This is a genomic window from Streptomyces coeruleofuscus, from assembly GCF_039532725.1.
Classification (GTDB): Bacteria; Actinomycetota; Actinomycetes; order Streptomycetales; family Streptomycetaceae; genus Streptomyces; species Streptomyces coeruleofuscus.
Genome location: NZ_BAAASE010000002.1, coordinates 208,724 through 229,396, shown reverse-complemented (window position 1 = coordinate 229,396; position 20,673 = coordinate 208,724). Strand labels below are relative to the sequence as shown.

Sequence of the window (20,673 nt, the reverse complement as noted above, 5' to 3'; positions counted from 1 at the left end):
GCCGGGGGCGGAGACTCCGGCTCGTCCGGCGGAGACAGCGGGGGGCACTCCTGCGGCGGCGGGTCGTCCTGCGGCGGGGGTGGAGGAGGAGGTGGCTGCGGCGGCGGAGGCAGCTGACGTACGTCGGCCGCGCTCCCGACGGGGGAGCCGCACCCACCGAACGCGGGGTCCGCACTGGAGCGGGCCCCGCGTTCTCGTGCCGGCCGGAGCGGGCCGGTGTTTTCGTGCCGGTCGGAGGGGGCCGGTGTTCTCCTGCCGACCGGAGTTTCGATGTTCCCGTCCGGAGGACGTGTAGAACTCCTGTCGGGCAATTCGCAGTGTGTTCTGGCAATTTCGCATGCCTGTAGGACAACTGCCGCCGAAGGGAACGGACCGAGGTGGGATTCCGGCAACTGCGTCGGTCGATCGGGCACTTCGGGAGGACGGCGAAAGCCCGGGTGCCCGCCCGTCCCGGATCCCGGCGTGAGCCACGGCGCACCGGCGCACGCCTCCCCGGCAAGGGCGCACGCCGTAGTTGAACAGGTGAGCTGTGGAGCCCTCTGAGGGATGGAAACCCTACGAACTTGGGTAAAGACGCTGTTGCAGCGCCACAGTTCATGATTCCCTCTAAAACACCGACGCAGCCTCCCGGACGTTCTGCGGACACCTTCCCGAAACCGGCCGACCGGTTTGCCCCGGGCCGAATCCCCCGGTGCGACCGGGGTGCAGCGGACCCATCTCCCTCTCCTTGTGTGCTTGCGGAGCCGATCCATGCTCACGACTCTGAACACCTCCTACACCGACACGCGCGCGGCCGATCTCGCCTGGGCGCTGGGGCGCGAGCCGCTTCCCGCACTGGCCACGCTCGACCTCGAACTGGCGGGCGTCAAAGTTCAGTTGCGACTCCTCGGCGCCTCCCACCAGGTTCTGCTGGAGGAAGAGGGGGGCGTCTGCTCGGAGACGGTGGCGTGCATTCCCGGCAGCAGCACGCCGCTTCCGCTCGGCGTCGCCAAGCGGGTGGGCGACTGGGAGTACGAGTTCGCGGCCCGGGTCGAGGTCCTCTCGCCCGGCTCCTTCGCGGGCCGCGCCCAGGAGTTGCTGGCCCTCGTCTCCGACCACCCGCACGGCCTGGCCGGCGTCTTCCCCGGCAGCCCGCACGCCTTCACGGCACTGCTGGCCCAGCACCACGAGGGACAGGTGCACTGGCGGACCTGGCACGCGTACCCGCAGGACGGGCAGTTGGTGGCGACCCGCACGAAGGTGGGCGTACGGGTGCCGGCGTCGGCCGCCGCCGCCAACTGAATCTCCCCGGCACCTCGCTCACGCGGCGAACCGGATCTCATACCGTTGTCGGGCCTCTGTAAACCAGCACCACACGTGTGGGTGACGAACCGCAGTGGAGGCGTGACGTAACGTCGCAGCGTGATCGAGCCGCACGCGCCCGCCCCGCCCGGTTCCCCGCCGCCCTGGAGCGCCCCGGGCGGCCCCGGCGGCCCGGCGCGGCTGCCCGTCCGGCCGGGCACCGGACGGTTCCTGGTCCTGGCGGGCGTGTTCGTCTGCGCGGCCTGCGGACTGGTGTACGAACTCGAACTGGTCGCCCTCGCCTCGTACTTGATGGGCGACTCCGTCACCCAGGCGTCCGTCGTGCTGTCCGTCATGGTCTTCGCGATGGGCATCGGCTCCCTCGGCGCGAAGCGGCTGCGCGGGCTCGCCGCGGCCGGCTTCGGCGCGGTCGAGGCGACCCTCGCCCTCGTCGGCGGGTGCAGCGCGATGGCCCTGTACGCCGTCTTCGCCTGGACCGGCGACTGGGGCGGGATGTGGGCCAGCGGGCCGCGCTGCCTCCTGGTCGCCTTCTCCCTCGCGACGGGGCTGCTCATCGGCGCCGAGGTCCCGCTGCTGATGGAGCTGATCCAGCGCATCCGCCGCCAGGACGCGGGCGGCGCGGTGGCCGACCTCTTCGCCGCGGACTACGTCGGTGCGCTCGTCGGCGGACTCGCCTTCCCCTTCCTGCTGCTGCCGTTCCTCGGCCAGCTGACCGGCGCGCTGATCACCGGCGCCGTCAACGCGGTCGTCGGGGGCGCGCTGGTACTCGGCCTGTTCCGCCGGGACCTGACCCGGCGCGCCCGCTTGCTGCTGCTGCTCGCCAACGCGCTCGTGCTGGCGATCCTCGCCTCGGCCGCCGTCCTCGTCGACGACTTCGAGCGGGCCGCCCGGGAGGCGGTGTACGGCGGGGACGTACGGGTGGCGCTCCAGACCGGTGTGCAAGAAGTGGTCCTCACCGGGGGCACGCACGGCCGGCCCCTCGACCTGTTCCTCGACGGCCGGCTGCGGGTCAGCGGGCGGGACGATCCGCGCTACCACGAGGCACTCGTCCACCCGGCCATGACCGGGCCGCACGCGCGCGTGCTGATCCTCGGCGGCGGTGACGGACTGGCGGCACGCGAGGTGCTGCGGCATCCCGGGGTGGACCGGGTCCACGTCGTCGAACTCGACGAGGAGGTGGTGCGGCTGGCCCGCACCGACCCGGCCCTGTCCGCGCTGAACGAGCACGCGTTCGGCGACCCGCGCGTGCGCGTGACCACGCAGGACGCCTTCGGCTGGCTGCGCGGAGCGCCCGCGGCGTCGTACGACGTGGTCCTCTCGGATCTGCCGGACCCTGGCATCACGGCCAGTACGAAGCTGTACTCGCAGGAGTTCTACGGCCTCGCGCGGCGGGTGCTCGCCCCCGGTGGCCGGCTCGTGGTGCACGCCGGGCCCGTCGCGTCCAGCCCGCGGGTGTACTGGACGGTGGACGCGACCCTCCGCGCGGCCGGTTTCCGCACCGCCCAGTACCGCACGGGCGGCCGCCACGCCGGTTTCGCCGCCGGCCCCGACCGCACCCCCGCCGACCGCTCCCGGGCGCCCCGGGACTGGGGCTTCGTCCTGGCCGCCCGCACGGAACCGCGGCCCCGTCTCGACCCGGACGGCCCGCGCCCGTACGTCCTCACGGACGCGTCCCTCGCGGCGGGGGAGCGGGCGGCGCGGGGCACGCGGATCGCGGGGCTGCCCGCCTCCACGCTGGTGCATCCGCGCTACTGAGCGGCCCGGGGCGGCCTGGCGAGGCAGGGAGAGGGTGGTGAGGATACGCCTGGTGGGGGCGTATCGGGGGCTAATCCCGAAGGCGGGGGTGCGTTTCGGCGCGTGCTGGGTAGAGTCCGTCCACATGGAGCACGAGGTGTTCGTTCCGGTTCCGGCCGAGCGGCTCAGGGAGGTGCTGGACGACCCCGCGCGGGTCGCCCGGGCGGTTCCGGGGCTCCAGCAGGACGCCGGCGCCGAGCCCGTCACCGGGCGGCTGAAGATCCGGGTCGGCAGCCACTCCGTCACGTACCGGGGTGCCGTACGGGTGTCCCGGGCGGACGACGGGGCGTACGCCGTCGAGGGCGACGCCACGGAGGCCCGCGGCAGCGGCTCGGTGAAGCTCGCGCTGCGGATCGCCCTGCGGGACGCGGAGGACGGCACGACGGTCGTCTTCGACGGTACGGCCGCCGCGGACGGACGGATCAAGGACCTCCCGTCCGACGCGGTGGAGGGCGCCGTCATCCGCCTGCTGAACCGTTTCGCGGAACACCTGGCCGCGGCAGCCCCGGAAACGACAGCCCCGGAAACGACGACACCCGTCGCCACCCAGGACTTCGAACCCCGCGCCACGACCGACCACGAGACGACCCCGGACGCGGACGACGCGGCTCCGCCGCCTCCGCCTCCGGCGGGGGTCGAGGGAGGCGTGATGGCCGAGGCCGACGAGGAGGCCGGGGCTTCGTCGGCCCCGGGACACGTCGGCGAGGCGTCGGCTCGTGGTCACGCCGACGACGCTCGCGCCCCTGGAGCCGGAGACGAGTCCTCCGCTCCGGGTAACGCCGACGAGCCCCCTGCCCCCGCAGCCGACGACGACGCCCCCGCCTCCGAGCCCGCCGCCCCGGCCCCCGAGCCCCCCGCCGTCTTCGGGAGCGATATTCCGCCGTCCTCCCTCGGGCCCACGGACGAGGAAGACGAGGACGACGAGGACATCGCCGAGGCGGCGCATGCGCGGCGGACGATGATCGGGCGCAGTGCCGAGGAGGTCGATCACGCCCCGCCGCGAGGCCGGTACGCGCCGGTGCCCGCGCCGCAGACCGTGATGCCCGCCGCCCCGCTGCGCTGGGCGGCCCCCGCGGCGGCGCTCGCGCTGGCGTCGGCCATCGTGGCGGTCCGGGCGCTGCGCAGGCGCCGCTGAAAAGACCCGCACCGGGTGATGCCCTCTTGATCACCCCAGTAGGGTCGTCCCGTGAGTGACGAAGACATCACGCTGACCGCGGGCGACGCGGAGGTGACCGTGCAGCCGGGCAACGGCGGCCGGGTCGGAGGGCTGCGGATCGGCGGCGTCGAGGTGCTCCGGCAGGGGGAGCGGTTCGGCTCCTTCCCGATGGTGCCGTGGTGCGGGCGGATCCGTGACGGGCGCTTCCTCGACGGCGCCGTCGTACGGCAGATGCCCCTCAACGCCCCGCCCCACGCCATCCACGGCACCGCCCGCGACGGCGACTGGCGCACCGCCCGCACGAGCACGGCCGAGGTCGTCCTCACCCACGAGCTCGTCGACCCCTGGCCCCACCCGGGCCGCGTCACCCAGGTCGTCGCCCTCACCGAGGACGCGCTGACGCTGACCATGTCCGTGGAGACGTACGAGTCGTCGTTCCCGGCGCAGATCGGCTGGCACCCGTGGTTCAACCGGAACCTCGGCGGCGAGGACGTGCGCATCGACTTCGACCCGGCCTGGCAGGAGGAGCGCGGCGACGACCACCTGCCCACCGGGAACCGCGTCGAGCCGAAGCCCGGCCCCTGGGACGACTGCTTCGGAATGCCCGGCGGCGTCGACGTGACCCTCACCTGGCCCGGGCAGCTGGAGCTGAAGGTGGCCAGCAGGCAGGAGTGGGTCGTCGTCTACGACGAGCAGGAGGCGGCCGTGTGCGTGGAGCCGCAGACCGGGCCGCCCAACGGGCTCAACAGCATGCCGCGCCTGGTCACGCCCCTGGAGCCGCTGGAGGCCACCACGACCTGGAGCTGGCGCCGCCTCTAAGCTGGGCGGCATGACGGACACACGCGGCGCGCTGCTGCAGCAGATCAAGGACAAGGCCGTGGTGCACGGCAAGGTGACCCTGTCGTCGGGTCTGGAGGCCGACTACTACGTCGACCTGCGCCGCGTCACCCTCGACGGCGAGGCAGCGCCGCTGGTCGGGCAGGTGCTGCTCGACCTGACCGCCGACCTGGAGTTCGACGCGGTGGGCGGCCTCACCATGGGCGCCGACCCCGTCGCCGCCGCCATGCTGCACGCGTCCGCCGCGCGCGGGCGGCGCCTGGACGCCTTCGTCGTGCGGAAGGCCGCGAAGGCGCACGGCCTGCAGCGCCGCGTCGAGGGCCCGGACATCGCGGGCCGCCGTGTGCTGGTCGTCGAGGACACCTCCACCACCGGCGGCTCCCCGCTCACCGCCGTCGAGGCCGTGCGCGAGGCCGGGGCCGAGGTCGTCGCCGTCGCGACCATCGTCGACCGGGCCACCGGCGCCGCGGAGAAGATCCAGGAGGGCGCCGGGGTGCCGTATCTCTTCGCGTTCTCCAAGGACGAGCTGGGCCTGGACTGAGCCCGGACCGACCAGGGCGTGGACGGTGGCCTGGACCTTCCGGCCAAGTCTGGAAAGATGGGGCCGACGATGACGTCGCACCCCAAGGTCTAGGTCAGGGCCGAGAACGCAGTACGCCAACCCGCAGATACAAGGAGCGGACGCATGCCCATCGCAACTCCCGAGGTCTACAACGAAATGCTGGACCGGGCGAAGGCAGGAAAGTTCGCCTACCCGGCCATCAACGTGACCTCCACCCAGACCCTGCACGCGGCCCTGCGCGGTTTCGCTGAGGCGGAGAGCGACGGCATCGTCCAGATCTCCACGGGTGGCGCCGAGTTCCTGGGCGGTCAGTACAGCAAGGACATGGTGACCGGCGCGGTCGCCCTGGCCGAGTTCGCGCACATCGTCGCCGAGAAGTACCCGGTGAACATCGCGCTGCACACGGACCACTGCCCGAAGGACAAGCTCGACGGGTACGTACGCCCGCTGCTGGCGCTCTCCAAGAAGCGCGTCGAGGCCGGCCTGGCCCCGCTGTTCCAGTCGCACATGTGGGACGGCTCCGCCGAGACCCTCGCCGACAACCTCTCCATCGCGCAGGAGCTGCTGGAGCAGGCCCGCGCCGCGAAGATCATCCTCGAGGTGGAGATCACCCCGACCGGTGGCGAGGAGGACGGCGTCTCCCACGAGATCAACGACTCCCTCTACACCACGGTCGACGACGCGATCCGCACCGCCGAGGCCCTGGGCCTGGGCGAGAAGGGCCGCTACCTGCTCGCCGCGTCCTTCGGCAACGTGCACGGCGTGTACAAGCCGGGCAACGTCGTCCTGCGCCCCGACCTGCTGAAGGAGCTGAACGAGGGCGTCGCCGCGAAGTTCGGCAAGGGCTCCCCGTTCGACTTCGTCTTCCACGGCGGCTCCGGCTCCACGGAGGAGGAGATCCGCACCGCCCTGGAGAACGGCGTCGTGAAGATGAACATCGACACCGACACCCAGTACGCGTTCACGCGTCCGGTCGCCGACCACATGTTCCGCAACTACGACGGCGTCCTGAAGGTCGACGGCGAGGTCGGCAACAAGAAGACCTACGACCCGCGCACCTGGGGCAAGCTGGCCGAGGCCTCCATGTCCGCGCGTGTCGTCGAGGCCTGCGGCCACCTGCGCTCGACCGGCACGAAGATCAAGTAAGTCCCGGTCCGCTCGCGTCGAGCCCGGCACCTCCTCGGGTGCCGGGCTCTTCCGTATGCTCCCTGCATGCCCGATGTGCGGCTGACCTCGTCCCAGGGCCGATGGATCCTGCTCACCACCGTCCTCGGCTCCAGCATGGCCCTGCTGGACTCGACCGTCGTCAATGTCGCGCTGCCCCGCATCGGCCGTGACCTCGACGCGGACATGGCGGCTCTCCAGTGGACCGTCAACGCGTACATGGTCACGCTGGCCGGGCTGATCCTGCTGGGCGGGGCGCTGGGCGACCGTTTCGGGCGCCGGAAGGTGTTCGTCGTCGGTGTGGTGTGGTTCGCGGTGGCGTCCCTGCTGTGCGGGATCGCGCCGAACGCCGGGGTGCTGATCGCCGCGCGTGCCCTGCAAGGGGTGGGCGGTGCGCTGCTCACACCGGGGTCGCTGGCGCTGATCCAGGCGTCCTTCCATCCCGACGACCGGGGCCGCGCGGTGGGCCTGTGGTCCGGCTTCGGCGGGGTCGGGGCGGCGGTCGGGCCCTTCGTCGGCGGCTGGCTGGTGGACGGGCCGGGCTGGCGCTGGGTGTTCCTGCTGAACGTTCCGCTGGCGCTGCTGTGCGTGCCCGTGGCGCTGCGGCACGTGCCCGAGTCGGGCGGCGAGGGGGCCCGGGGCCGGTTCGACGTGCTGGGGGCGGTGCTGGGCGCGTCGGCACTGGCGCTGCTGACGTACGCGTTGATCGAGGCGGCCGGTGCGGACGGCCTGGTGGTGGCGGGTACGGCGGTGGCGGGGGCGGTCGCGGCCGTGGCGTTCGTGGTCGTCGAGCGGCGGCGGTCCGAGCCGATGATGCCGCCGGACATCTTCTCCTCCCGCCAGTTCACCGCGGTCAACCTCGTCACGCTGTGCGTGTACGCGGCCCTCGGCGGGTTCTTCTTCCTCGCCGCGCTCCAGCTCCAGGTGGTGGTGGGTTATTCGGCCCTCGCGGCCGGTACGGCGTTGCTGCCGACGACCGCGCTGATGCTGCTGCTGTCGGCACGGTCCGGCGAGCTGGCCGACCGGATCGGGCCGCGGCTGCCGCTCACGGTGGGGCCGCTGCTGTGCGCCGCGGGGATGCTGCTGATGCTGCGGGTCGGGCCGGGGGCGTCGTACGTGGCTGACGTGCTGCCGGCGCTCATGGTGCTCGGACTGGGCATGGTCACGCTGGTGGCGCCGCTCACGGCGACCGTGCTGGGGTCGGTGGATGTGTCCCGGGCGGGCCTGGCCAGCGGGATCAACAACGCGGCGGCCCGGGCGGCGGGGCTGGTGGCGGTGGCGGCGTTGCCGTTGCTGGCGGGGATGGGGGAGGAGGCGTACCGGGAGCCGGGTGCGTTCGACGTCGCCTTCGGGAAGTCGATGGCGTGGTGTGCGGGGGCGCTGGTGGTGGGGTCGGTCGTCGCGGCCGCGGCGGTACGGAGGCCGCCGCCGGGCTGCAAGCGGCCGGAGTGCCTGAGGCAGGGCGGTGTGACGGCACCGCCGCTGGAGGGGGAGCCGGTGCGGAAGCGGTTGTCGTAGGTGATGCCCCAGCTGCGGGCAGTCGTGCCGCTAAGGGCGGCACGGGTGGGCGCAGCGGCACCCCGCTCCGTCGGGCTGCGGACCCACCCGGCCCCAGCAACAACGCCGTGCACCTCGAAGCACGGCGTTGTCCACCCCGGCACTGCGCCGCAGCCTTCCTCATGACGCAGACTTGGGGCATGTCCATTCACGAGAACCTCCTCGGGGGCCCGCCCCCGACCCACCTCCCCGACGACCCCGGGCCACGGGAACTGCTCGCGTCGGGTACCGCGCCGGTCGACGTCGCCGCCGCGCACCCCACCTCCTCGCTCGCCTGGGCGCAGCTCGCCGACGAGGCGTACGAGCGGGGCGCGACCGTCGAGTCGTACGCCTACGCCCGCACGGGCTACCACCGCGGCCTGGACGCGCTGCGCCGCAGCGGCTGGAAGGGCCACGGCCCGGTCCCGTGGGAGCACGAGCCGAACCGCGGCTTCCTGCGTGCCCTGCACGCCCTCGCCCGTGCCGCACAGGCGATCGGCGAGCAGGAGGAGTACGAGCGCTGCTCCCAGTTCCTGAAGGACTCCTCGCCGACGGCGGCGCAGGTCCTGGGCTGACGGCGGTCCGTGTGTGTGAGGTCCGTCCGCCGAGCGGGCGGGCCTTGCGGTTCCGGGGGACGATTGCGGAGTATGCCCGTGGGGACCGGGGCCCCCGTGCCGGCATCGGCAGGGGCGGACCGCTACCCGGAGTTACAAAGCAGGAGACAGCGATGTCCCACGAGGCCCACGAGCCCGAGACCCCGCATCTCGATTTCCACGGCACGACGCCGTACGAGGACTACGTCAAGGCGGACGTCCTCACCCACCTCCAGCACACCCTCTCCGACGACCCCGGAGAGATGGTCTTCCTGGTCACGACCCAGGTGATGGAGCTGTGGTTCACCGTCATCGTCCACGAGTGGGAGACGGCGGCACACGCGCTGCGCGGCGACGACGTACCCACCGCGACCGCCGCGCTGAAGAGGTCCGTGCGCGAGCTGGAGGCGCTGAACGCCTCCTGGAAGCCGCTCGGCCAGCTCACGCCGGCCCAGTTCAACTCGTACCGCAGCGCCCTCGGCGAGGGCTCCGGCTTCCAGTCGGCGATGTACCGGCGGATGGAGTTCCTGCTCGGCGACAAGTCCGCGTCCATGCTGGTCCCGCACCGGGGCGCGCCGCGCGTGCACGCCGAGCTGGAGAAGGCGCTGCACGAGCCGAGCCTGTACGACGAGGTGGTGCGGCTGCTCGCGCGGCGCGGGTACGACATCCCGCAGGCCGTGCTGGGGCGTGACGTGTCGCAGCGCTACGAGCCGTCCCCGCAGGTGGAGGCCGCCTGGACGGCCGTCTACTCGGGTGACGAGAGCGACGAACTCGCCCGGCTCGGCGAGGCGTTGAGCGATGTCGCCGAGCTGGTGTGGCGCTGGCGCAACGACCACCTCGTCGCCACCCGCCGCGCGATGGGCGCCAAGACCGGCACGGGCGGCTCCGCCGGAGTGGCCTGGCTGGAGAAGCGGGCGCAGAAGCAGGTGTTCCCCGAGCTGTGGACGGCGCGGTCCTATGTCTGAACTCGCGATGCGCGCGGAGAAGCTGGACGCCGCCGACGACCTGCGCGGCAAGCGGGACGCCTTCGTCCTCGACGACGTTGTCTACCTCGACGGCAACTCGCTCGGCGCGCTGCCGGCCGTCGTGCCCGGGCGGGTCGAGGACGTCGTACGCCGCCAGTGGGGCGAACTGCGCATCAGGTCCTGGGAGGAGAGCGGCTGGTGGACCGCGCCCGAGCGGATCGGTGACCGGATCGCCCCGCTGGTCGGGGCGGCGGCGGGGCAGATCGTGGTGGGCGACTCGACCAGTGTCAATGTCTTCAAGGCAGTTGTAGGGGCGGTGCGGATGGCCGGGGAGGGCCGGGACGAGATCCTCGTCGACGCCACGACCTTCCCCACCGACGGGTACATCGCCGAGTCCGCCGCCCGGATGACCGGCTGCACGCTGCGGCCGGTCGCACCGGCGGACGTGCCGGGCGTGCTGGGCGACCGTACCGCCGCCGTCCTCCTCAACCACGTCGACTACCGCACCGGCCGGCTGCACGACCTGCCGGCGCTGACGGCCGCCGTGCACGGGGCGGGGGCGTACGTCGTCTGGGACCTGTGCCACAGCGCGGGCGCGCTGCCGGTGGGGCTGGACGAGCACGGCGTGGATCTCGCGGTCGGCTGCACCTACAAGTACCTGAACGGCGGGCCGGGTTCACCGGCGTACCTGTACGTGCGCCGGGAGCTCCAGGACCGCTTCGACTCCCCGCTGCCCGGCTGGAACTCCCACGCCGAGCCGTTCGGGATGCGGAGCGGGTACGAGCCGGCCCCCGGCGCCCTGCGCGGCCGTGTCGGCACGCCGGACATCCTCTCCCTGCTCGCCCTGGAGGCGGCCCTGGAGGTGTGGGACGGGGTGCCGGTCGAGGCGGTGCGGGCCAAGTCGCTCGCGCTGACGGACTTCTTCCTGGAGTGCGTGGCCGCGCACGTGCCCGAGGGCAGGGTCGAGTGTCTGACGCCGGTGCCGCACGCGGAGCGGGGCAGCCAGATCGCCCTGCGCTGCGACGAGGCCGGTGACGTGATGAAACGGCTCATCGAGCGGGGTGTGGTCGGCGACTTCCGGGCACCGGACGTGCTGCGCTTCGGCTTCACACCGCTGTACGTGGGCTTCGCCGACGTCGAGCGGGCGGCGCGGGTGCTGGCTCAGACGCTGGGGTGAGTTCCCCGGCCGAACGGCCCCTGCCGCCGCGGGGGCCGTTCGGCCTTCACCCAGCGTGACATCACCCCGTGTCCGCCCATGTCACCTGCCTGATACCGTCCCGGCCAACGGCCGGATCCCCGCCTGGTCCGCCAAACACATCTGATCGCTGAGAGGTTGGAGCATGACGGACGACGTCGCAGCAGCACGGGCCGCCGCCGAGGAGAAGTCGGCGTTCTCCCACGCGCCCGTCGCCCCCGACGCCACCGCCGCCTACGGCGACCACCCCGACCAGGTGATCGACTTCTACGCCCCGCGCCGGCAGGGCGGCCCGGGCGGGCCCGCCCCGGTCGTCCTCGTGCTGCACGGCGGTTCCTGGCGGGCGCCCTACGACCGCCGTCACATCAGCCCGTTCGCGGACTTCCTCGCCCGCCGCGGGTTCGCCGTGGCCAGTGCCGAGTACCGGCGCGGTCGTGACGACGACTCCGTCGCGGGCCGCTGGCCCGACACCTTCGACGACGTCGCGGCCGCGCTGGACGCCCTTCCGGCGCTCGTCCGGGAACTGCTGCCGCAGGCCGACCCGCGCCGTACGGTCCTCACCGGGCACTCGGCGGGCGGGCACCTCGCCCTGTGGGCCGCTGCCCGGCACGTCCTGCCGGCCGGCTCGCCCTGGCGCGCCGGCAGCCCGACGGCTCTGCGCGGTGTGGTCGCCCTCGCCCCGATCGCGGACCTCGCGGTCGCCGACAAGCTGGACGTGTGCGGCGGTGCCGTACGGCAACTCCTGGGCGGGGACGAGCACTTCGCCGAGCGGCAGCCGTACGCGGACCCGGCGCTGCTGCTGCCCACCGGCATCGCCACCACCCTCGTCCAGGGCCGCACGGACCTCGACGTGCCGCAGGTGGTCGCCGAGTCCTACGCGGACGCGGCGGCGAAGGCCGGGGAGATGGTGGGAGTGACGCTGCTGGAGGACGTGGGGCACTTCCCGCTCATCGACCCTGCGGCGGACGCGTGTGCCGTGGTGGTGGAGGAGATCGCGCAACTGGCGTGGTGAGCGGGCCTCCCCCTCAGGTCCTACCCGTAGTACCTGAGAGCCAGGCCGCAGGTGAGCTCCCCGGTGTGACGCGAACGACGAGTCCTGATCCGTAACTTCCCTTCCGAGCGGACCCGATGGCCGGGTGCGCCGGAGGGGGACGACCATGGGGCTCGCAGCGAAGTACCGCCGTGGGGACGGCGGTCGGCACCGCGGCGGCCGATGGCGTCGGGCCGCGCTCGCCGTTCTCGTCACCGGCGCGGTGGTGTTCCCCCTCTCCGCGGCGGGGCGCCCGGAGATCCCCGCGCCGGCCCCCGCCTCCCTCGCACCCCTCAGCGCGTCGACGCTCGACGAGGCGTACGCGGCCAACCGTGCCAACGCCGCCGAAGCGGCCCGGATGGCCGCCGCCCACCAGGACCGGGACCGTGCCGCGAGGGACCGCGCGCTGGCCGCCCCGGCCCGGCGTCTCCTCGGGTTCGACGGCCGCGGCTCCGGCCGGGTGACGGAGGTCCTGGGCGACCTCGCCCGCGCCGACCGCATCGCCGTCCTGGTCCCCGGCTCCGACACGAGCCTCGACACCTACGGCCGGTTCCACGCGGCCGCCGCCGCCCTGTACGGGCAGCTCGCACGGGAGGCCCCCGCGGGCACGCGCACGGCGGTCGTGGCCTGGCTGGGCTACGAGACGCCGGGCACGGTCAGCGCGACGGTCACGACGACCGGCAGGGCGGAGCAGGCGGCCCCGCGACTGCGCGCGCTCGTCACCGACCTGCGCGCCATAGCGGGCGGCGGACCGCGCGTCTCGCTGCTGTGCCACTCGTACGGCTCGGTCGTCTGCGGCCGTGCCGCCGCCGGGCTCGCCGTCGACGACATCGCGCTGGTCGGCAGTCCCGGAACCGGCGCGGACTCCGCGGCCGCCCTGCACACCCGCGCCCGCGTCTGGGCGGCCCGCGGTGGCGACGACTGGGTGGAGAACGTCCCGCACCTCAGCGCGGACCTGTTCGGCACCACCGTCGGCTTCGGCACCGACCCCGTCTCACCTGACTTCGGCGCCCGGGTCTTCGCGGCCGGCGACGGCGGCCACAGCGACTACTTCAGGCCCGGCTCGACCTCCCTGACCAACCTGACCCGGATCGTCCTGGGCGAGACCAAGGCGGTGACCCATGACTGACGTCGGAGTACGCGACGTACGCGGCGTACGTGAAGTGCGCGAAGTGCTCGGAGTACGAGGTGTCCGGCACGCGGTGCGCCGCGGCGCCGAACGCGTCGGCGCCGCCACCCCGGCCGGCCGCGACCGGGCCGTGGACGCCCTGCGCGCCGCCGCGGTCCTCGGTGTCGTCCTCGGGCACTGGCTGGTCACGGCCCTGGTCGCCGACAGCGGCACCCTGCGCACGGCGAGCCCCCTCCAGCACATGCCCTGGCTGACGCCCGTCTCCTGGATGTTCCAGACGCTCGCCGTGTTCTTCCTGGTCGGCGGGCATGTCGCGACCCGCAGCCTGGCCTCGGCCCGGGCCCGTGGCGTTCCGTACCACCACTGGCTGACCGCCCGGCTGACCCGGCTGTTCGCACCGGTCGCCGCCGTCCTCACCCTGTGGACGATCGCCGCGCTCGCCCTGCTGCTGTCGGGCGCCGAGTTCGGGACGGTGCGGACGCTGGTGAAGCTGGCGCTGTCCCCGCTGTGGTTCCTGGTGGTGTTCGCGGCCCTGACGGCGGCGACCCCGCTGCTGACCCGGCTGAACCCGCTCTGGCCGCTGGCCGTCGTACTCCATGTGGACCTGCTGCGCTTCGGCCTCGGCGGCCCCTCCGGGCTGGGCTGGGTGAACGTGGCCGCGGGCTGGCTGGTGCCCTACACGCTGGGCGCGGCCTGGACCCGGGGCGAGCTGGAGCGCCGCCGCGCGGGCTGGATCCTGCTCGCCGGCGGTGCGGCGGCGACGGCGGGGCTCGTCGCGTGGGCGGGCTATCCGGCGTCGATGGTCGGCGTCCCGGGGGAGGGCACGTCCAATCTGGACCCGCCGACGCTGGCCGTGGTCACCTTCGGGCTGGCCCAGTGCGGTCTCGCCCTGCTGCTGCGCGAGCGGCTCCGGCGGGCGATGCGCCGGCCCGTGGCGTGGGCGGCGGTGGCCCTCGTCAACCTCTCCGCGATGACCGTCTTCCTGTGGCACCAGACGGCCCTGATGGCCACGACGGCCACCGGCCTCCTCGCCGGGCACCTCCCCGGCCTGCACACGGTGCCCGACAGCCTCGGCTGGGTCGGGGCCCGGCTGCTCTGGCTGCCCGTGTTCGCCCTGGCCCTCGCGGTCTGCTGGGCCGCCTTCCGGTCCTTCGAGCAGGGCGCGGGCGGCCGGGGCCGCAGGTCGCGGGTGGTGCGGGCGCACCGTCCGTCCGACCGGGGCGCAGCGGTGGAAGCGCGCCATGTCTAGGCTGGGGCGCGTGACGGACACGGGGGTGGGCCGCGCGCTGCGGGCGCGCGTCGGGGGCTGGCTGCGGGTGCTGCGCGACGACCTGTGGACCGCCCGGGCGGACCCGATGCCCCCCTCCACCTGGCTGCGCTGGCTGCCGCACGGGCTGGTGTGCCTGGTCGCGTTCGGTGTCACCGTCGGCGCGGTGGGGCAGCTCGTCGACAACGGCGGGGTGGGTACGCAGATCGCCTTCCCGCTCGGACTGGCGCAGGGCAGTGCCATGGTGCTCGCGCTGTGGCGGCCCATCCCGGCGTGGTGGCTCTCGACGGCGGCCATGCTGCTGGGCGCCCTCGAGGTGCGCCGCCAATTGCTGGCCGGTGGCGCCTCCGACTTCACCTGGCCCTGGACGTCGGCGGGGATCATCGGGCACATGGTGGTGCTGCTGCTGCTCGCCCTGCGGGTGCGGACCCGGGTGTCCGTCGAGGCGCTCGCGCTGACCGCGCTCCTCACCTACGTCGTCCAAGGGCTGCTGGGCGCGGGGGGCTATTCCTCCACCGGGGTGCTGGCGGTCACCCTGTTCGCCGTCGTCGTGGTCGTCGGCACCGCCCTGCGCGGCCGCCGCGAGGCCCGTGCGGAACTCGTCGAGCAGACCACGCTCACCGCCGAGGAGCGCACCCGGCGGACCCTGCTGGAGGAGCGCAGCCGCATCGCGCGGGAGCTGCACGACGTGGTGGCCCACCACATGTCGGTCATCTCCATCCAGGCGCAGGTCGCCCCGCACCTGGTGGAGAACCCACCCGACGAGCTCAAGGAGAACCTCGCGGGCATCCGGCAGAACGCCCTGGAGGCGCTGACCGAACTGCGCCGGGTGCTGGGCGTGCTGCGCTCGGAGCACACCGGGCCGGGACAGCCCGCCGGCCCGGACGGCGACGCCGCCGGCCACGCCCCGCAGCCCACCCTCGACCGGCTGGACGCGCTGGTGGAGAACACCCGGGCCGCCGGACGCGAGGTCGTCACCGAGATCAACGGCGAGCGGCGGCCGCTGCCACCCGGCGTGGAGCTGTCCGCGTACCGGATCGTGCAGGAGGCGCTGAGCAACGTCCTGCGGCACGCGCCCGGCGCGAGCGCCAAGGTCCGGCTGACGTATCAGCCGGACGGGCTGGAGGTGGAGATAGTCAACTCCCGGCCGACCGGCCCCGCCCCGCCGTCGACGGGAGCGGGACACGGACTGCTCGGCATGCGGGAGCGGGTCGCGATGCTGGGCGGCACCATGACGGCGCACCCGTGGCACTGGGACGGCTTCAAGGTCACCGCGTTCCTCCCGGACGTCCCGCCCGCCGACGCCCCGGGCACCCATCACCCCACGGCCCCTTAGGAGGGACCTCATGACGAGCGGTACCGGCAAACCCATCCGGGTTCTCATCGTCGACGACCAGGCGATGGTCCGGCAGGGCTTCACCGTGCTGCTCGGCACCCAGCCCGACATAGAGGTCGTCGGCGACGCGAAGGACGGGGAGGGCGGTGTCGCGAAGGCCGCCGAGACCGCCCCGGACGTCGTTCTGATGGACATCCGCATGCCCGGGATCGGCGGCATCGAGGCCACCGAGCGCATCACGACCGCCAACCCGGACATCAGGGTGCTGGTGCTCACCACCTTCGACCTCGACGAGTACGTGTACGACGCGCTGCGCGCCGGAGCCTCCGGGTTCCTGCTGAAGGACGCGTCGTCGGAGCAGCTCGCCGAGGCGGTCCGGGTGATCGCGGCCGGCGACGCGCTGCTCGCCCCGGTCATCACCCGCAAGCTGATCGCCGAGTTCTCGCGGCTGGACGACCGGCCCCGCGCCCCGCTCAAGGAACGGATCGGTGATCTGACCGAGCGCGAGACGGAGGTGCTCGCCCTGATCGCGCAGGGCCTCTCGAACGCGGAGATCTCCAAGCACCTCTTCGTCGCCGAGCAGACGGTGAAGACCCACGTGGGCCGGATCCTCGTGAAGCTGGGCCTGAGGGACCGGACACAGGCGGCGGTGTTCGCGTACGAGTCGGGGCTGGTCCGTCCGTCGGGCTACTGAAGCCCGGCCAGGGGGCCCCGTAGTACCTGAGAGGGACGCTGGGGAACCCCTCTCACTGGTGACGACCGCGTCCCGGGGGGCGCATACCGTTCTGTAGGTGACCGAGACGACTCACTCGCAGACCACGCCACCGCGGGGCGGGGCCAAGCCACGCAGCCCGGAGTACCGGCTGGCCGTGGACGCCTTGCGCGGGCTGCGGCAGGACCTCATCCATGACGCGTTCGCCTACCGCCTGCTGCCGCGCATGCGCGTCGACGGCCCCCTGACCAGGAGGCTGCCCGGCCGCCTGCGGGAGCTCGCGGCCTGGACGCCGCACGCCGTGACCTGCGCGGCCGCCCTGATCGCCCTGTCCATCGCCACGGTCGACCAGGGCATGGCTCTGGCGCTCGGCCTGCTCGCCGCGGTCCCGGTCCTGCTGACCCTGGTCCGGCCGGTCGGCGCGTTCTGGGTGTCCCTGGCGGCCACCCCGCTCGCCCTCCCGTTCGGCGACCCGTGGGGCGACTGGCCCTGGCTGCCGGGCAGCTTCGCCTGCCACCTGACGGTGCTGACGGTCGTGGCCATCCGCACCAGGCCGCGCACGGCCGCCTGGATGTGGGCGCTGACAGCGGTGTACGGCATCCTCGCGGACACTGTCTTCGGATCGGACCGCCACAGCACCAACACCGGCCCCATGCTGGTCGTCTCCGCGTTCGTCCTCCTCGCCGTCACCGTGTGGCACATCCGCCGCCACGCGGAGCAGGAGGTCACCGCCCAGCAGACGGTCACCGCGCACGAGCGCTCCCGCCGCACCCTGCTGGAGGAGCGCACGACGATCGCCCGCGAGCTGCACGACGTGGTCGCCCACCACATGTCGGTGGTCGCCATCCAGGCGGAGGCCGCGCCCTACCGGGTGGAGAACCCGCCGCCGGAGCTGGAGAAGGCCTTCGCCACCATCCGGGAGAACGCGGTGGCGGCCCTGACCGAGCTGCGCCGCGTCCTGGGTGTCGTCCGCGCCGAGGACTACGAGGCCCCGGACGCCCCGCAGCCCACGCTCGCCGACCTGGAAGGGCTGCTGGCCAATGTGCGGGAGGCCGGACTGGGCGTCGAGAAGGTGGTGACCGGCGCGGTCCGCGAGCTGCCGCAGGGCGTGGAGCTGTCGGCGTACCGGATCGTGCAGGAGGCCCTGAGCAACACCCTGCGGCACGCGCCCGGTGCGAGTGCCCGCGTCGAGATCGGGTACGTTCTCGGCGGCCTGGGCCTGCGCATAGTCAACGGCCCGCCGCCGAACCCCGGCCTGATCAAGCCCTCGCCGGGCGCCGGGCACGGCATCACGGGCATGCGGGAGCGCGTGACGATGCTGAACGGCGAGATGACGGCGGGCCAGACGGACGACGGAGGCTACGAGGTGGCGGTGTTCCTGCCGGTCGCACTGCCGGACGAGGACGACGCATGACCATTCGCGTGCTGATCGCGGACGACCAGATGATGGTGCGCGAGGGCTTCTCGGTGCTGCTGAACGCGATGCCGGACATCGAGGTCGTAGGCGAGGCGGTGAACGGCCGGGAGGCCGTCGCGAAGGTCCGCGAGCTCGCCCCGGACATCGTGCTGATGGACATCCGCATGCCCGAGCTGAACGGCATCGAGGCGACCCGCGAGATCGTCGCCGCCGACGGCGCGGCGAAGGTGCTGGTGCTCACCACCTTCGACCTCGACGAATACGTCTACCAGGCGCTGCGCGCGGGAGCCTCCGGGTTCCTCCTCAAGGACGCCTCGGCCCGCCAGCTCGCCGACGGCGTGCGGGTCGTGGCCGCCGGTGAGGCCCTCCTGGCCCCGTCGGTGACCAGGCGCCTGATCACCGAGTTCTCCAAGCTCTCCGAGACCCCCCGTCTCATGCCCTCGGCGCAGGCGGCGTACGGCGACCTCACCGACCGGGAGACGGAGGTGCTGGTCCTCATCGCGCAGGGCCTGTCGAACGCGGAGATCGCCGAGCGGCTGGTGGTCGCCGAGTCGACGATCAAGACGCATGTCAGCCGGATCCTGGTGAAGCTGGGGCTCAGGGACCGGACGCAGGCGGCGGTGTTCGCGTACGAGGCGCGGCTGGTGACGCCGGGGTGAACGCTCACCAGCACCACCAGTCACACATGCCTGGTACCACCTCGCCCGCGGAACGGACGAGGAGCAAGCTGGAACGAAGGGAGTGATGTGCCGCGAACCAGGCGGAGGGCAGCGAGATGACGGAGCAACCCACCACCGGTCACCCGCCGTGGCATCTGGCAGGCGACTGGTTCGATGTGTGCAAGTGCGCGATCCCGTGCCCCTGTACGTTCGCGCAGGCCCCGACCTACGGCGACTGCGAGGGCGTGCTCGCCTGGCACGTAAGGGAGGGCAACTTCGGCGACGTGCGGCTCGACGGCCTCAACGTACTGATGCTCGGCTCATTCGTGGGCAATGTCTGGGCCCACGAGCACACCGACGCCTACGCCGCCGTCTTCTTCGACGAACGCGCCGACGAACAGCAGCGCGCCGCCCTCCAGGCGATCTTCGGCGGTGAGGCGGGCGGATGGCCCGCGGAGTTCGGCGAGATGCTCGGCCCCGAGATGCGGGGCATGGACTTCGCCCCCATCCGCATCGAGGTCGACGAGGACATGTCCGCCTGGCGTGCGGAAATCCCCGGAAAGGTGATGGCAACCGCCGAAGCGCTGACCGGCCCGACCACCCCGGAAGGGGCACGGGTGCAGGTGCACAACGCCCCCGGTGCTGAGGTGGGACCCGGCCAGATCGCCACCTGGGGCCGGGCCACCACTGATCGGGCCGACGCCTTCGGCTTCACCTGGGACCGGTCGGGAAAGTCGAGCAAACACTTCTCCTTTGACTGGACCGGCCCCACCTGACCGGCTGTTCCTCACCCGGGTCCGGTGCCGTTCTGTGTGCCGTCGAACTCACGATGACCAGGTGAGTCACATGCCGTCCATCGGCGGCATCGAATCCTGCAGCCCCGGCAGCAGCCAGTCCTGGAACGGCGCGAGCACGGCCAGGACGAGGAACGCCAAGCCCACGACCCGGGCGAGCAGCGGGCCCCTGGACCACAGCTTCTCCACGAAGATCACCAGGGCAAGTCCGGCCATGGCCGCCACGTTCATCACGCCGACTGGGATCAGGACCACCATCAGCCCAGTGCAGCAGCCGACGCAATAGGCGCCGTGATGGACGCCCACCCGCAGGTCGCGCGCCGGTGCCCGGAAGCCGGCGTAACGCATCAGGTGGCTCATGGGAGCGCGGCAGTGCCGCAGGCACACGTACTTCAGCGGGCCGAGCTGATAAAGACCCGCCAGCAGGAACGCGGTGAAGCCGATCCAGCGCCCCGCGGCCGGGTGATCCGCCACCAGATCGCCGGTGAAGGCCAGGCCCGCATAGGCGAGCGCACCGAAGGCGGTCCACACCAGCAGGTACCCGCCGAGGAACTCGGCGGTGCGAGCGGCCCGCGTCCAGCCGGAGGACTGACGGCCGATCCCCCGCACCCACGTGATGGCCACCGGCGCCATCGACGGCAGCATCATGGCCGTCATCATCGTCACCCACAGCAGCAGGAACAGGGGTAGTGCTGTCCCCATGGTGCCGGGCTCGACCCCCATGTCCCGGGCCTGGCCGATCGTGAGCGCCCACGCAGGCACCGCGATCAGGACGACGAGGAACCAGGCGGCTGCGAGATCCCGCTTCGGCAGCAGCCCTCCGCCGGTTCCGGTCGGCGCGGGCGTCCGCGTGGGGACGAGGACGGAGTTCCGGGTGAAGCGCATCGGCACGCCCTCCTACGTGCTACATCCAGCAGACCACCCCTGAATCCACGGTGCGACCTCGCCCGAACACACGCCGAGTGAGGGACCGCCCGTGCCGGGAGGGCAGCGCGCGACCAGCCCCTACGCGGCGGTCAGCTCGGACCACACGTACTTGCCCCGATTGCCGTCTCTGGCCGGCGGCTGCCAGCCCCAGAGGTCGGCGCAGGCGCGGACCAGGGCGAGGCCGCGGCCGGGTTCGGCGTCGGTGAGGCAGGTCAACGCTCCTGGAGGTTCGGGCGGTTCGGGGTTTGCGTCCCACGCGCCGATACGGAGGGCCCCGGTCGTCGAGGCGCTCAAAGCA

General features: G+C 73.0%; 19 protein-coding genes and 1 pseudogene. 18 read left to right on the top strand and 2 right to left on the bottom strand.

Annotated elements, in window-relative coordinates:
- Positions 1 to 750 precede the first annotated feature (750 nt).
- The 18 genes from ABFX81_RS08120 (at position 751) to ABFX81_RS08035 (ending at position 19,430) form a co-directional block, all read left to right on the top strand.
- On the top strand, positions 751 to 1,281 hold the full coding sequence (locus tag ABFX81_RS08120) for a DUF2617 family protein (RefSeq protein ID WP_346137835.1): 531 nt from the start codon (positions 751 to 753) through the stop codon (positions 1,279 to 1,281).
- 120 nt (positions 1,282 to 1,401) lie between these two features.
- On the top strand, positions 1,402 to 3,057 hold the full coding sequence (locus ABFX81_RS08115) for a polyamine aminopropyltransferase (RefSeq protein ID WP_346137834.1): 1,656 nt from the start codon (positions 1,402 to 1,404) through the stop codon (positions 3,055 to 3,057).
- 124 nt (positions 3,058 to 3,181) lie between these two features.
- The gene (locus ABFX81_RS08110) at positions 3,182 to 4,231 is read left to right on the top strand and encodes an SRPBCC domain-containing protein (protein WP_346137833.1); all 1,050 of its coding nucleotides are present in this window, start codon (positions 3,182 to 3,184) and stop codon (positions 4,229 to 4,231) included.
- Between the two features lie 51 nt (positions 4,232 to 4,282).
- A complete protein-coding gene (locus ABFX81_RS08105; RefSeq protein WP_086854908.1) occupies positions 4,283 to 5,071 on the top strand; it encodes an aldose epimerase family protein in 789 nt (262 codons plus the stop codon).
- A 10-nt stretch (positions 5,072 to 5,081) separates the two neighbouring features.
- Positions 5,082 to 5,630 (top strand): orotate phosphoribosyltransferase, encoded by a 549-nt coding sequence (pyrE, locus tag ABFX81_RS08100; RefSeq protein WP_086854907.1) that lies wholly within the window; start codon positions 5,082 to 5,084, stop codon positions 5,628 to 5,630.
- 144 nt (positions 5,631 to 5,774) lie between these two features.
- Complete coding sequence (fbaA, locus tag ABFX81_RS08095) at positions 5,775 to 6,797, top strand: class II fructose-bisphosphate aldolase (protein WP_086854906.1); 1,023 nt, start codon at positions 5,775 to 5,777, stop codon at positions 6,795 to 6,797.
- A gap of 66 nt (positions 6,798 to 6,863) precedes the next feature.
- Positions 6,864 to 8,333: an MFS transporter gene (locus ABFX81_RS08090; RefSeq protein ID WP_346137832.1), complete on the top strand. Its 1,470-nt coding sequence runs from the start codon at positions 6,864 to 6,866 to the stop codon at positions 8,331 to 8,333.
- Positions 8,334 to 8,512: 179 nt separating this feature from the next.
- Complete coding sequence (locus ABFX81_RS08085; RefSeq protein WP_150482163.1) at positions 8,513 to 8,926, top strand: DUF3151 domain-containing protein; 414 nt, start codon at positions 8,513 to 8,515, stop codon at positions 8,924 to 8,926.
- Between the two features lie 152 nt (positions 8,927 to 9,078).
- Positions 9,079 to 9,909 (top strand): tryptophan 2,3-dioxygenase family protein, encoded by an 831-nt coding sequence (locus tag ABFX81_RS08080; protein ID WP_346137831.1) that lies wholly within the window; start codon positions 9,079 to 9,081, stop codon positions 9,907 to 9,909.
- Positions 9,902 to 11,086, top strand: a complete 1,185-nt coding sequence (gene kynU, locus ABFX81_RS08075; RefSeq protein WP_086854736.1) for a kynureninase — start codon at positions 9,902 to 9,904, stop codon at positions 11,084 to 11,086. Before ABFX81_RS08080 ends, kynU begins: the two co-directional genes overlap by 8 nt.
- A gap of 163 nt (positions 11,087 to 11,249) precedes the next feature.
- The gene (locus ABFX81_RS08070; protein ID WP_086854737.1) at positions 11,250 to 12,116 is read left to right on the top strand and encodes an alpha/beta fold hydrolase; all 867 of its coding nucleotides are present in this window, start codon (positions 11,250 to 11,252) and stop codon (positions 12,114 to 12,116) included.
- A gap of 145 nt (positions 12,117 to 12,261) precedes the next feature.
- On the top strand, positions 12,262 to 13,263 hold the full coding sequence (locus ABFX81_RS08065; protein WP_346137830.1) for an alpha/beta hydrolase: 1,002 nt from the start codon (positions 12,262 to 12,264) through the stop codon (positions 13,261 to 13,263).
- Complete coding sequence (locus ABFX81_RS08060) at positions 13,256 to 14,512, top strand: acyltransferase family protein (RefSeq protein ID WP_346137829.1); 1,257 nt, start codon at positions 13,256 to 13,258, stop codon at positions 14,510 to 14,512. The genes ABFX81_RS08065 and ABFX81_RS08060 overlap by 8 nt, the downstream gene beginning before the upstream one ends.
- Positions 14,505 to 15,866 carry a histidine kinase gene (locus ABFX81_RS08055; protein WP_086850228.1) on the top strand — a complete coding sequence of 454 codons (1,362 nt, stop codon included), beginning with the start codon at positions 14,505 to 14,507 and terminating at the stop codon, positions 15,864 to 15,866. Before ABFX81_RS08060 ends, ABFX81_RS08055 begins: the two co-directional genes overlap by 8 nt.
- A 10-nt stretch (positions 15,867 to 15,876) precedes the next feature.
- Complete coding sequence (locus tag ABFX81_RS08050; protein ID WP_086850229.1) at positions 15,877 to 16,560, top strand: response regulator; 684 nt, start codon at positions 15,877 to 15,879, stop codon at positions 16,558 to 16,560.
- Positions 16,561 to 16,657: 97 nt separating this feature from the next.
- On the top strand, positions 16,658 to 17,992 hold the full coding sequence (locus tag ABFX81_RS08045) for a histidine kinase (RefSeq protein ID WP_086850231.1): 1,335 nt from the start codon (positions 16,658 to 16,660) through the stop codon (positions 17,990 to 17,992).
- Positions 17,989 to 18,654, top strand: coding sequence for a response regulator (locus tag ABFX81_RS08040; RefSeq protein ID WP_086850233.1), 666 nt, complete (start codon positions 17,989 to 17,991; stop codon positions 18,652 to 18,654). Before ABFX81_RS08045 ends, ABFX81_RS08040 begins: the two co-directional genes overlap by 4 nt.
- A 116-nt stretch (positions 18,655 to 18,770) precedes the next feature.
- Positions 18,771 to 19,430 carry a DUF1326 domain-containing protein gene (locus ABFX81_RS08035; protein WP_086850235.1) on the top strand — a complete coding sequence of 220 codons (660 nt, stop codon included), beginning with the start codon at positions 18,771 to 18,773 and terminating at the stop codon, positions 19,428 to 19,430.
- Between the two features lie 66 nt (positions 19,431 to 19,496).
- Here the strand turns inward: ABFX81_RS08035 and ABFX81_RS08030 are convergent, their stop codons facing one another.
- The gene (locus ABFX81_RS08030; RefSeq protein WP_086850237.1) at positions 19,497 to 20,333 is read right to left on the bottom strand and encodes a copper chaperone; all 837 of its coding nucleotides are present in this window, start codon (positions 20,331 to 20,333) and stop codon (positions 19,497 to 19,499) included.
- A gap of 120 nt (positions 20,334 to 20,453) precedes the next feature.
- Positions 20,454 to 20,651: pseudogene (locus ABFX81_RS08025) on the bottom strand (ATP-binding protein); the annotation flags it as partial.
- Positions 20,652 to 20,673: the final 22 nt, after the last annotated feature.